The sequence below is a fragment of the Tenacibaculum sp. E3R01 genome (assembly GCF_003318185.1).
In the GTDB taxonomy this organism is placed as follows: domain Bacteria; phylum Bacteroidota; class Bacteroidia; order Flavobacteriales; family Flavobacteriaceae; genus Polaribacter; species Polaribacter halocynthiae.
The window spans coordinates 1-12,387 of the sequence record NZ_QOCC01000006.1; the positions used below are offsets into that span (position 1 = coordinate 1).

Below are 12,387 nucleotides of genomic sequence, written 5' to 3' on the forward strand. Positions count from 1 at the left end.
TTTTACTAAAGCTAGACCTATTCCTATAGAATCGATATGACTTTTTATTTCTAACTTTTGAAACAGTTGAAATATTTTAGTATGGTACTTCTCCTCTATTCCTGGACCGTTGTCTGAAACAGAAAACACATGTTCTTTATTTACTTTTTCATGACCTATCTCTATTTCACTTGTTTCTTTATCATTATGCTTAATTGCATTTTGGATTAAATTTTGAAACACTTGTAACAACTGTGATTCATTAAATAGAAGTTTTGGCAGTTTATTTTTCACTTTAATAATACATGTACTCGTTGAATTAACCTTACTAATTCTTTTAACTAATTTATCTACATCCACAAGTTTCATATCTTTCTCTTTATCCATTTGAAGAGAATAATTTAATATTCCATTAATCAGTAAATCCATTTGATCAACTTGTTCTTGTAATGTGATTAAGTTTTCAGACACTTCTTGTGTTTTATCTTCATCGGATCTATCGGACTCAATAACCCAACTTGCTAAGGTATGTATATTACGCAGTGGTCTTTTTAAATCGTGAGATACCACATAAGCAAACTCTTCTAAATCTTTATTTCGTTCATATAGTTCTTTAGCTCTGTTTTCTAAATCTAAAGTACGCTGCTTTATTTTATCTTCTAGATTTTGATTTACTTCTAACAAGCCTTGACGATATCTAATAAAACCATTGAGTATAATAAATGAATATATGAATATGGTAGTTGTTGATATTAAAATAGCGCCTTCTGTTACAATATCTATATCAGATGTTAACACTCTGTATCCCATATGTAAAAGCTGAGATGCACTAAAGACCAATATCAACCCTCTATTGTTAAGCATTAATATAGCCCCAAACATTACCACATAAGTTCCTAATAAATAATCTAACGAAAAATTATTAAGTGCAACTGTATAGGTTAGATAATGTTGAAATATAAAAAGTGCGAAAAAAACATATAAACCATAATAATTAATTATTATTCTTTTTTTTGTTAATGGAGCTAAGCCGACCATAAAAAATACAACTCCTAAAACCTCTCTCATATAAGGAATTTCTTGAGCTTTTAAATTATAGTGAAATATTAAAACAGAATATAAGTACAAGCCTGGTGCTACTAAACACAAAACCAAACTACTATTCTTGATTTCGAAAGGTTCTAGCTTACCTGTTTTTTTAAAAAAGTCTAGCATAGCAACTATCATTAACTAATATTAATTGGATTTTAAAGATAAGTATTTCATTTTAAAAGCAATTTTTACTCTAAAAAAACAAATTAAAAAGGTATTTTTCCCAAACAGTATTCTTAAATTTTCAAATTTCATAAAACCTTTTTGTTTTTGAAATAATTGAAATAAAAAAAATATTAAAATGAAACCTGATAATTTAGAGTATTATTTTTAAAAATATAATAGCAGACTAAAAAGGACTTTTGTTGAAATTAAAAGTATGTAATTACTATTTCACCACTATGTTTCCCTGAGATATTTACAACAAATAGAATTAATACAATGGAAGAAAAAGAAAAACCAAGACTTTCAAGATTAACTGCTATCCTTACTCAACTTCAATCGAAAAGGATTATTACAGCTAGACAACTTGCTGAAAAACATGCTGTAAGTTTAAGAACTATTTATAGAGATATTAGAACACTTGAAAAATCAGGAATTCCTATTGTAACTGAAGAAGGAAAAGGCTATTCAATTATGGAAGGGTATCACCTCCCTCCTGTAATATTTTCAGAAGATGAAGCAAATGCTTTAATTACATTAGAACAACTAGCTATAAAAAATAAAGACCAATCATTAGTTGATAATATTACCAGTTCATTAGAAAAAATAAAAACTATTTTACGTTATTCTCAAAAAGGAAATGCTGACTTATTAGCTGATAGAATTTATTTTAGTGGTAATAACAGTGAAGAAAAAACGAGTAATAATCTAATGCAAATTCAATCAGCTATTACTCAATATAAGATAGTATCAATACATTATATTACACCAGAAAAGAAACAAAGCACTCGGAGTATTGAGCCTTTTGCTATTTATAGTATTCGTGGAAACTTTTTATTAATTGCCTTTTGTAGGTTACGAAATGATTTTAGACATTTTAGAATAGATTCTATTGAAAAAATAAGAACTGAAAAGCAATATTTCACACCTCACAAGATGACTATAAAAGAGTATTTTGAAAAATATATAAAAAACCAATAGTACCCTTGACATATCTTTGTCACTACCCTAATTTAAATTTGCGGATATATAAATTAAAATATCTAAAGATGGAAATTATCAGAATTATAGTATTATCATTATCAGCTTTCTTACTAGCATTTGTTGGAGTAGCAAGGTTAACAAATCCAATACAAACATTTTTAAAAAACTCAGGAATTGCACTTAAAAACGATGCTAGTTTATTAAATGAAATGAGAGGAGTTTCTGCAGTTATGCTTTGCGCCGGACTTATTATTTCACTTGGAATATTTATTGATAAATTAACTTTTAACTCACACTTAGTTGCTTCATTAATTTTTTTAGGTTTTGCTATTGGGAGATTAACTAGCTTAAAAGCGGACGGCAAACCAAGTATACAAATTACTCAAGGAATTGTATTTGAAGTTGTATTTGGCTTAGCAAATTTATTTTATTTAATTAATGCCTAATTTTATTATAAGGTAATACTTAAAATAAACACAACTTATAAACAATAGCAGCTTGGTTTTAAACTAAGTTGCTATTTTCATTTTAAAACAATTTGGTTTTTATCATAGCTAAGAGTAAAGGTACTATTTTTCTATATTTACCAATAATTCCATTTATTCGGAATTACAATAGAATAAATAAAATTTTATTCTCTATAAAGTTGTTAGTAACATCAAAATTTAAAATAATTGAAAAAAGAAAAAGTAATAGAAAAGCTAAAAAAACATTGTGCTGAAAAACTCTATGTTCATTTAACAAGAAGACTGGTTGACTCAGTCTTATGAACGTATCACTAATAAAAAAGGTATAAATATTGAATTACATGAGAAATTTGATATTCTTACTCCATCAAAACTTATCCCTCCATTAAAAACAGAATAAACAATAATGATTAATGGTCAAGACATTAAAAAATTAGAAGATCTAAGTGAGCAATTTTCTACTTGGATATTTAAATATCATTCAGAAAACTTTGCAAAACCACTATTTTTAATTTGGTATAGAGATAATGATTTCAATAAAACTGAGAAAATTTTAACCTATAAAAATGGTAGTTTTTTCACAGCTACTTCTTTAATAGAATTAAAAGAAAAACTATATACTGAACGAAATGAACTTATAGCTCCTAATCATATTCATTTATGGTTAACAGCTATTAAAGAAATAAAAGCGGTTGAATCTATAAATTACAACCTAGCTTCAGTAATTACTGATTTAGAAAAAGGTATTTTAGAAGAAAAAACAATTGAAGGCTTTGCGGAATTCATTAATTTATTTGATGACTTTATACATCAAGATAAAAAAAACAATCATCTTCAAATATATATTGATAATGGATTGATAAGAGAAGCTTGGGAGTATTACTATGAATTTATTTTTTGGCCAAGATTTAATGATCAAGAAAAATATGATAGTTGGGATCGTCCAAAATTAGAGATTAACATTCCAAAATTAGTTGAAGAATTTAAAAATGTTATCTTGAAGTTTGAAGAAAGCATAAAAGTTACTATCTAAACTATCATCCTAAATAAAATCAAAAATATGTGTAGATATGGAATGACAATCTATAAATCTCATTATGCGTGTTTTCAATGTAGAAAAACATTCAAAAGAAAATTAGAGAAAGATATTTATGATGGTTATAATAAATACAGAGAACAAAACCCTGCTAAATGTCCTGAATGTGGAGATCTTATGGCTAATATGGGGCTAGATTTTGAGTCTCCTAAGAAAAAAGATATTAAATCTTGGGAGTATATGGCTACGCTTTATGAAGTTGGAATTACTTTTCACTCCTGTGGTTGCAGTGGACCAGGTTATATTCCATCGAACTCTAATGATCTACTTCGTTACTTTTCAAAAATAAAAGCAGATTATATTGAGCACCAACGATTTTGGGCACGACGAAAATCGGATCCAGAAAGCCAAAGCGAAATAGCAAAAGACGGGCATTATAATTGGGAATATTTTCAGAAAATTCCTAATGAGATGAAAACTGGCACTCCTAAAAAACCAAAATTTAATGCCATTGAAGCCCAAAAATATTGGCATCAAAAAATAATAGAAATTGAATCAAAAATTGAGAAAGTAACCAATGACACTTTAAAAAATTGAAAAACATACGTTTTTATTTAATTTTACTTAAAACCCCCTTACCATAAATTTGACATTTAATAAAAAATGATAGAACTAGAATATTATTTAGTAGATGTTTTCACATCAATAAAATATGGAGGTAATCAGCTTGCCGTTTTCATTGATTTTGAAAATAACGTTTCTACTAAAAACATGTTAAACATAGCAAAGGAGCTTAATTTTCCTGAAATAACGTTCATTAAAAAAAATAATAACAACCAATCTTTTGATGTTCGAATTTTCACTCCTGAATATGAAGTTCCTTTTGCAGGACATCCATCATTGGGAACAGCCTTTATTATTTCAAAATACGTATTACCAACACCAAAAGAACAAATATCGCTAAATTTAAAATATGCTAATATTAGTATTGATTTAACTACACCCAAAGACGTTGAGCGTAGTCATTTTATCATGAAACAAGCAAAGCCAGAGTTTATAGCAACCTTTAATTATCAAGAAATTGCTACCGGACTTGGAATAAATATAACTGCATTAAATACTAAAAAACCAATAGAAGAAATAAGCACGGGGTTACCCTATATCATCATTCCTATTATCAATTTAGCAGAAATTAATCAACTAAAATTGGATTCAAAAAAAGTTATCGAGTTTTTACGTTTACATAAAAAATACAAAACCAACAGTTCAACTGGACTAACAACTTCTTTATTTTTTGTAACTGATGAAACTTTTGAAAAAACAAACAGTTTTAATACTAGAATGTTTTGTATTGAAAACGAAAACCTGCTAGAAGATGCCGCTACAGGAAGTGCAAATGGTTGTTTTCTTTCGTATCTGTTAAAAAATGAATCTTCAGAAATATCAGCTATCGTAGAACAAGGGTTCCAAATGGGAAGAAAATCATATATACATTTAAATGGGGAACGCACCAGTGATACCTATAGTATAAAAATTGGTGGTCAGGTTATTGAATTAAGTAAAGGTATATGGAATGTTTAAGTTAATTAATATTATTATTCAAATAAAAAGTTTTTCATGTATTGGTAAATGTACATTATCCCAACAAACATTTTTGGGTTTCTGAAGGTATTGCTACTTTAGTAAGTGGTAGCCGAGGTAGAGCATTAAAATGGTATATACAACGTACCAACTTATATTAAAAAAAGCATCCTGAAATTGACTAAACAATATGCTACAATTAAAAAACGTAAATACTACAACTTCTTAGCACTATGTATTGGATGGACTTATTGCTAAAAAACATTAGGTAAAGGAGGCTGGTCTTTTGCCTAAAAATTTTATGAAAAGTGGAAAAACCAACACTAACTATTATACAGCTATTAAAAAGTTTCTTGGTATAAAAAAGGACGCTTTAAATAGTTATATGCGAGAACAATTAGAACTTGAATCTACAAAATAGGTTACAGCCATTTTTTTATTTTTACTAGTTGCAAAAAGCAATTATATTTCTTAGGTTTGAAACACAAAAAATTGTACGGATACAAAATTGCTATATCTATTTTTTTAGGTTATATATTTATCAAAAATAAAGGTTTACAGGTTACCTAAGTAATTTCTGTAATTCTTTATATATTTACCTAAAGTTCCTTTTATCCGGAACTATAGACCAATAAACGAGAACTTTGTTCTCTATATAACGAGTTAGGCAACATTTGAAAACCAATGAAATACTTAAAAGACTCATTTAACAAGTTCAAAAAAGACGCTTTATCAAAAGCATTTTATGACTTTATAAAGTATTTGGTTATTTCTGTGATTTTTGTATTTGCATTGCAGTATGTTCCAATATTTAAGGAATGGCTTAATGTAAAATTTTCTATTTCATTATGGCTTATAATATTAGCATCTCTTATTCTAGTAATATTTAGTCTAGTTCTTTCAATGAATATCTTCAGTAAGAAATTAAAGGAAATTCAATCTCAAAATCGAATTGACGAATTAACTGGTTTAAAGAACTACAAGGCGTTAGAAATTGATTTAGCTACATTAGAAAACGAAAGAAATCAAAAAGACGAGCCAATCTCGTTAATTTTAATTGATGTTGATGACTTCAAAAAGTTTAATGAGGAAAATAGCTTTGAAATAGCAGATAAGATTTTATCAAAACTTGGAAATCTTTTAAATAAAGACAGTAGAATTACAGATGAAACCTATAGGTATTTTATGCGTGGAGATGAATTTCTCATAATTGCGAAGCAAACTTCAATTTCAAACGCCCAACTTGCTTCTGATAGAAAAAGAAAATTAATTCAGGATTCTACATTTATAGTTGATGGAGATAATTTCAGGCTTACCGTTTGTTGTGGTGTAACTGAATTTAACAAAAACGAGAAAGGTTCTGATGCGTTAGAAAGGCTAAGTCAAGCTATGCAAAATGCCAAAAAGAAACCAAAAAAGAATAATACAGAAATACTCATTTAATGGCAAAATATTCAGAACAACAATTAACCAATTGGACAAAACCACCTAGTGCAACTGAACAATCAAAACTTGAGAATTCAGAAAGAATGGTTAGGGATGCTATAAGTTCTGATGAAAAATTAAAGAAAAAATCAACAGAAACATTTGGACAAGGTTCCTATGCAAATAACACTAACGTTAGATTGAATAGTGACATTGATATTAATGTTTGTTACAACGGAGGATTCTATTTTGAACTTCCAAAAGAAACAAAAAGAGAAGATTTTGGATTAAATAATCCATCTTCATACAGTTATTCGGAATTCAAAGATGATGTCGAAAATGCTCTAGTAAATAAATTTGGACGTAAAGATGTTATTAGAAATGATAAATGTATTACCATTGTTGCAAATTCAAATAGAATTGAAACTGATGTTGTACCAACTTGGGAACATAGACGATATAGTGAAAATAAGAAATATGTTATAGGTACTGAATTTAGAAGTGATAAAGGGAAATGGATAAAAAACTTTCCTAAACAACACATTCAAAACGGAATAAATAAAAATAATAATACCCAGAGACGGTTTAAAAGATTGACTCGACTTCATCGAAAATTACGTTATAAAATGATTGATGATGGAGAGCCAGTTAGTGATAATATAACTTCATTTTTATTAGAATGTTTGGTGTGGAATGTACCAAACCGTATAATGAACGACTATGACACTTGGACCGAAAGATTAAAAGAATCAATTGTTTACATCTACGGCAAAACAAAGAATGATGCTGATTGCAAAGAATGGGGAGAAGTATCTGAATTGTTTTATTTATTTCATTCAGGCAGAAAATGGACTAGAAAAGATGTTAATGATTATTTGATTTTACTTTGGGAACATTTAGAATTTTAAAATATGGTAAAACACAATATTAGAATATTTGCGTATGCAATAATTGGATTAGCTTTTTTCGTTTACGCCATAATTTTTCTTATCACTCAAAACCTGGATAGTATTGATTTTAATAAAGCACTAACCCATATTTCCACTACTATATCTATAAATATAATTCTTTGGATGATTTTTATATTTTGGGCTTGGAAATGGAAAGTGTTTTATCCTTGGTTGGTTCAAAAACCAGATTTGTCAGGAAAATGGAAAGGAAAGATTAAGTCAAATTTTGACAGAGAGACTTCAAAACCAATTTCAACTGAAATTGATATTAAACAGGACTTTTTCAACATTATAGTGAAAATCAAAACTGATGAAAGTTCAAGTCACAGTATTAGTTCATCATTTAATATTGATAAAGATAGAGGTTATCAACAGCTATTCTATTCATATCTGAATACACCGAAAGCAGGAATTAGAGATAGAAGTGCTATACATTATGGTTCGGTATTACTTAATTTCGATGGTTATAAAGTTTCAAAAATGTCTGGCGAATATTGGACTTCGAGAGAAACTACTGGTGAAATAGAACTGAAAAGAAAAAAAGATAAATAAAAACGTTGCCTAACAATGGCTATAAATAATTGCTTGTCCTCGCCTGCTTCTGAAAATCCTCGCGGATTTTCAGTTTGGTGTGTACTTGCAAAGTTAAGTGCTAACCCACGCAACTACTCATAGCCGAAACGTTGTACACAATACCTGAAATGAAAATCGGAACTAAAATATTAATCCTATTTCTGACCTTGAACTTGCTTTCTTGCAAAGGTTCTGCGCAAGAAACTGAATCAAAAAAGCCAACAACTGAAATTGACTTTTCGGAAACGGTAAAAAGTACTTTTCCTAAACCAATTGGAATTATAAATGATTATGGGAAAATCTTTTCGGAATCACAAAATACTGAATTATCAAAAGTTCTTTACGATTATGATATTGAAACAACAAGACAAATTGTAATTATAACAATTGACAGCATAAAACCATATAATAACATCCAAAAATATGCGACTGATTTAGCAAATAATTGGGGAGTTGGAACAGCGGAAAAAAATAACGGATTGACAATCGTTGTCTGTAATCCTTGTCGACAAATCGGAATTGCAACTGGACTTGGAACTGAACTGATTTTGACCGACGAAATTTGCAAAGAAGTAATTGAGAAAACTATCATACCTGAATTTAAGAATGGAGAATTTTATAACGGAATTAAAAACGGTGTGACTGAATTAATAGCAAAATGGAAATAAAGTACTGTGTACAACATTGTATAAAAATAATGCTTAGTTTAGTGCTTAACCAAAGGTTAGTGCCGTTTTGTTACATCTGATTTTCCTGCGGAAAATCCTCGCACACAAAACCGCACTATTCTTATACGTAACCGTTGTAGGTAATTTAAGAATCGTTCGTCATACCAATTTAACGATAGAACTTCATAATAATGAAAAGAAAAATAATTTATAAAATAATAGCTGGACTATTAATATATTTCATATTAAATACTTGTTATAAATTATATAAAAACTACACTATTTCTGAAACTTGCCTTTCAAACACTTTTAACAACAAATATTTAGACTTATCAAATTTAAAAATCAATTCAATTCATAATTTTGATGAAATTTTTAATTGTCAAGAATGGGATGAAATTTTTGTTACTAGTTCAATTTACTATTATAGAGGAATAGGCTATTTATATACAGGAGTTTTAGTTCCATCTTATGATAAATTTCAATATCCTGAAGGAACTGCTCTTCTATATTTTATGAAAAATAATGCAATAATTTCAAATCCATTACCACTTTATTCTGACAACTTTATTTTTTCTAATCATTATGGAAAATCAAACTCTGTGAGAATTAAAAGAAAACACGCCAAATTTATTTACAAAAAACATGAGCATACTGATTTTGAATTGAATACATTGGAATTAATAAACGATTATGATTAAAACTACCTACAACACAGTATAAAATTAATTGCTAGTTTTGGATCACTTGGAAAATTCCTTCGGAATTTCGCCGTTCGTGATTAATCTAGTAAATTAGTTGCTCTAAACACGCAACGAATCTTATACAACAACGTTGGCAATAATTTGAACACAACTAAATGAAATCTATTTATATTTTAATAATCATTCTTTTTTCTTTCACTTGTTGTAAAGGACAAGACAAAATCGTTTTTGATATTCAAGAAGTTTTTCTTCAAAAAAGTGAAATCAAAAAACATAAATCTGATTTTACAAAAAAAGACGAGCCTTTTTATGAAGATGAAAATTATATTGTGAATAAAAGTTGTAGTGGTGAATGGGGAGGTTCAATTATTTTTAAAAGCAAAAAAAGCGGAATTGAATATTCTTGTGCAGCAGCTTGTCCTGTATCCATAAATCTTATAAATGGAAAATACATTGTTACAAATTCACTTGCTCATTTAAGCGGTTCATCTGATATAATTGAAATTGAAAATCCTGTATTAATGTCAGTTTTTAAAATGCCAGAACCCAGAGAAATAAAAAATGGAATTAAGCAATACTATATTGGAGATACAGAAAGTAAATCAAAAAAAGGAGTAAAAGAAATTTGGAATGGTTTCGGAGTTTTAACTTTAGCAAGTTTTCAATTTAAAGAAGAATTGTATCATATAATTTCGAAAAATGGAAAAACATTTTTAGCCACTATTGAAAAAAATGAACTAAAGATTATAAATCAAATTTCTAAAGAACGAATTTGGGATTATGACCCAGAAACTTTCAAAGATGTAAAAGGGAATTTAATTGTATTTTTCAATAATCACAGTACTAATGGATATATTGAAATTACAGGAAATAAAATAAAAATAACAAGAACGAAATAAAAAACTATTGCCAACACCGTATAAAATTAATTGCTAGTTATAGTCTACTTACGAAAGTCCTCGCGGACTTTCTATCTGTGATTTATTTGCTAACTTTAGTGCTTAAAACACGCAACTAATCTTACACAAACACGTTACCAAACAGTTGAAAATCGAACTATGAAACAACTTCTGATTTTAATAATTACATTTTCAATTATATCGAGTTGCGACCGAAAAAAATCGGAAAAAACTCAATCTGAATTAAAACAAAAAACGGAATTAAAAACAGCAACGGAATCTGAACCAAAAACGGTTGACACAATTGAGGTTTATTATCCAACTGAATTTGATACTATTCAAAATTTTAAAGAAGTTCAAATTGAGAGCGATAAACTTTTATTGGGAATAAAAACATATTCCTTAAATGACAGTTCAATTGTAAATATTAATGGAAATTATAAAGAAACGTATCATAATTATGTTTCTCAAATTACTTTGACAAAACTAAAAGATACAATATTAAAAACTCAAATAAACAAAAGTATTTTTAAAGACAGCCTTAACAGTGAATTTTATCGAAGATGTACCTTTGATGGAATTGAATATAATGGAATTCGCTCAAACCGAATTTATTTCAAAGGTTACTTTAGTGTTCCTGATACTGATTGGGCTTTTGGAAACGAATTCGCAATATTCTATAGAACAGAAAAGAAAAATCAAGTTAATTCTTGGAATTTTAAAGACATCGGACTATAAAACCGTTTGGTAACACCGTGTATAGTTCATTGCTAATACTCGCCTACTTACGAAAATCCTCGCGGATTTTCTATTCGGTTTGTATTTGCTAAATTAGTTGCTGTAATACGCAACGAAATCATACACAAAACCGTTAGGGCAAATAGAAAATATGAGTGCAAAAAAATTAGCTGAAGAATATATTAAAAGTTTGGGTACTCCTGAAATGAAATTAAGCGAAGTTGAAGATACTTCTGATTATTACTGCTTTAGTTATTTTCATCCAACTGAAATATATGTAGGTCAAGGATTGATATTTATAAATAAGCTAGATAATAGATTTTTTATTTATGGATCTGGAAACTCTGACCCTAAAACTGATTATAAAATAAAATTAGAACAAGAGAAAATGGCTCGGAAAATATTTCCTGAGTTTGATATCCGAAAAAATTATAATATAAAAATCAATCGAATTCTGAGAAAAATGAACTTGATTGAAAAGTTATTGGAATTAGGTTTTTCTTATACCACTCCTGAAATTGTTGGTAGTGATATTTTTAGAATTTCTAAACCTTATAATCAAAAATTATTTGAAAACCGTTTGAGTAAATTGCCTTGTGAGTTTAATAATATTAATGCTAAAAAAGTTTGGAATATTTTATCTCTTAACAAAGAAAAAAAAGTGGTTGAATTTACAATAGCTGAGTATATAAATGTTAAAAAAGAAAACAGAGTAGAAAGAGCTACAGAAACCGATTTAGAAACCGCTTGGTAAAAACAACTTACCCTAACACGGTTTATAAAACATAACTAATAAGTGCTAAAACGAAAGGATTGTAATTATTTACAAAGTCCGCCAAATTTTTAAATTTGGCTTTTAGAATAGAAAAAGTAAAAATAAAATATAAAATATAAAAATTCGGCTTGTGCTAAATCCGAAAAGTTAGCGTCTTTTTAAACGCTACGTTTCATACACAAGACCGTTGTACTGCATTTTGACCCGTCCTGAAATAAGGCTACATAATTTTAAACATTATGTATAGAAATGACAAAGTCATTAGACGTTACAGTGAACCATTTAAATTAAAAATATTAGCCGAACTTACAATCGGAAAACACACAAAGAGCGAACTTTGTAAACTCTACTCCA

Annotated in this window: 14 protein-coding genes; 13 read left to right on the plus strand and 1 reads right to left on the minus strand. The window is 28.3% G+C overall.

Going from position 1 to position 12,387, the window contains the following annotated elements; translation table 11 throughout:
* Window positions 1-1,194: sensor histidine kinase (locus tag DS884_RS00060; RefSeq protein WP_158530797.1), on the minus strand; the 1,194-nt coding region annotated here is incomplete at its 3' end.
* Between the two features lie 318 nt (window positions 1,195-1,512).
* Between DS884_RS00060 and DS884_RS00065 the strand changes: the two genes are divergently transcribed.
* The 13 genes from DS884_RS00065 to DS884_RS00130 all read left to right on the plus strand — a co-directional run bounded on the left by DS884_RS00065 (window position 1,513) and on the right by DS884_RS00130 (window position 12,012).
* Entirely contained in the window at window positions 1,513-2,214 is a 702-nt protein-coding gene (locus DS884_RS00065) for a helix-turn-helix transcriptional regulator (RefSeq protein WP_113785304.1), read from the plus strand.
* A gap of 68 nt (window positions 2,215-2,282) precedes the next feature.
* Entirely contained in the window at window positions 2,283-2,663 is a 381-nt protein-coding gene (locus tag DS884_RS00070) for a DUF4345 domain-containing protein (protein WP_113785305.1), read from the plus strand.
* Window positions 2,664-3,090: 427 nt separating this feature from the next.
* Entirely contained in the window at window positions 3,091-3,717 is a 627-nt protein-coding gene (locus tag DS884_RS00075) for a hypothetical protein (RefSeq protein ID WP_113785306.1), read from the plus strand.
* Window positions 3,718-3,744: 27 nt separating this feature from the next.
* On the plus strand, window positions 3,745-4,317 hold the full coding sequence (locus DS884_RS00080; protein ID WP_233487077.1) for a hypothetical protein: 573 nt from the start codon (window positions 3,745-3,747) through the stop codon (window positions 4,315-4,317).
* A 66-nt stretch (window positions 4,318-4,383) separates the two neighbouring features.
* Entirely contained in the window at window positions 4,384-5,301 is a 918-nt protein-coding gene (locus DS884_RS00085) for a PhzF family phenazine biosynthesis protein (protein WP_113785307.1), read from the plus strand.
* A 684-nt stretch (window positions 5,302-5,985) separates the two neighbouring features.
* Window positions 5,986-6,744 (plus strand): GGDEF domain-containing protein, encoded by a 759-nt coding sequence (locus DS884_RS00090; RefSeq protein WP_113785308.1) that lies wholly within the window; start codon window positions 5,986-5,988, stop codon window positions 6,742-6,744.
* On the plus strand, window positions 6,744-7,634 hold the full coding sequence (locus DS884_RS00095; protein WP_113785309.1) for a nucleotidyltransferase: 891 nt from the start codon (window positions 6,744-6,746) through the stop codon (window positions 7,632-7,634). The genes DS884_RS00090 and DS884_RS00095 overlap by 1 nt, the downstream gene beginning before the upstream one ends.
* A gap of 3 nt (window positions 7,635-7,637) precedes the next feature.
* Entirely contained in the window at window positions 7,638-8,228 is a 591-nt protein-coding gene (locus DS884_RS00100) for a hypothetical protein (protein WP_113785310.1), read from the plus strand.
* A gap of 194 nt (window positions 8,229-8,422) precedes the next feature.
* A complete protein-coding gene (locus DS884_RS00110; RefSeq protein WP_233487078.1) occupies window positions 8,423-8,917 on the plus strand; it encodes a TPM domain-containing protein in 495 nt (164 codons plus the stop codon).
* Window positions 8,918-9,108: 191 nt separating this feature from the next.
* Window positions 9,109-9,618 carry a hypothetical protein gene (locus DS884_RS00115; RefSeq protein ID WP_113785313.1) on the plus strand — a complete coding sequence of 170 codons (510 nt, stop codon included), beginning with the start codon at window positions 9,109-9,111 and terminating at the stop codon, window positions 9,616-9,618.
* A gap of 158 nt (window positions 9,619-9,776) precedes the next feature.
* Window positions 9,777-10,520 carry a hypothetical protein gene (locus DS884_RS00120; RefSeq protein WP_113785314.1) on the plus strand — a complete coding sequence of 248 codons (744 nt, stop codon included), beginning with the start codon at window positions 9,777-9,779 and terminating at the stop codon, window positions 10,518-10,520.
* Between the two features lie 159 nt (window positions 10,521-10,679).
* Window positions 10,680-11,258 (plus strand): DUF4738 domain-containing protein, encoded by a 579-nt coding sequence (locus DS884_RS00125; protein WP_113785315.1) that lies wholly within the window; start codon window positions 10,680-10,682, stop codon window positions 11,256-11,258.
* Window positions 11,259-11,409: 151 nt separating this feature from the next.
* On the plus strand, window positions 11,410-12,012 hold the full coding sequence (locus tag DS884_RS00130; RefSeq protein ID WP_113785316.1) for a hypothetical protein: 603 nt from the start codon (window positions 11,410-11,412) through the stop codon (window positions 12,010-12,012).
* The last annotated feature ends 375 nt before the right edge of the window (window positions 12,013-12,387 follow it).

Excerpts from the sequence above, each read along its gene's own strand:
- DS884_RS00085 (WP_113785307.1), top strand. The coding sequence starts at position 4,384 with ATGATAGAACTAGAATATTATTTAGTAGATGTTTTCACATCAATAAAA.
- DS884_RS00070 (WP_113785305.1), top strand. The coding sequence starts at position 2,283 with ATGGAAATTATCAGAATTATAGTATTATCATTATCAGCTTTCTTACTA.
- DS884_RS00080 (WP_233487077.1), top strand. The coding sequence starts at position 3,745 with ATGTGTAGATATGGAATGACAATCTATAAATCTCATTATGCGTGTTTT.
- DS884_RS00075 (WP_113785306.1), top strand. The coding sequence starts at position 3,091 with ATGATTAATGGTCAAGACATTAAAAAATTAGAAGATCTAAGTGAGCAA.
- DS884_RS00100 (WP_113785310.1), top strand. The coding sequence starts at position 7,638 with ATGGTAAAACACAATATTAGAATATTTGCGTATGCAATAATTGGATTA.
- DS884_RS00130 (WP_113785316.1), top strand. The coding sequence starts at position 11,410 with ATGAGTGCAAAAAAATTAGCTGAAGAATATATTAAAAGTTTGGGTACT.
- DS884_RS00120 (WP_113785314.1), top strand. The coding sequence starts at position 9,777 with ATGAAATCTATTTATATTTTAATAATCATTCTTTTTTCTTTCACTTGT.
- DS884_RS00115 (WP_113785313.1), top strand. The coding sequence starts at position 9,109 with ATGAAAAGAAAAATAATTTATAAAATAATAGCTGGACTATTAATATAT.
- DS884_RS00125 (WP_113785315.1), top strand. The coding sequence starts at position 10,680 with ATGAAACAACTTCTGATTTTAATAATTACATTTTCAATTATATCGAGT.
- DS884_RS00065 (WP_113785304.1), top strand. The coding sequence starts at position 1,513 with ATGGAAGAAAAAGAAAAACCAAGACTTTCAAGATTAACTGCTATCCTT.
- DS884_RS00095 (WP_113785309.1), top strand. The coding sequence starts at position 6,744 with ATGGCAAAATATTCAGAACAACAATTAACCAATTGGACAAAACCACCT.
- DS884_RS00090 (WP_113785308.1), top strand. The coding sequence starts at position 5,986 with ATGAAATACTTAAAAGACTCATTTAACAAGTTCAAAAAAGACGCTTTA.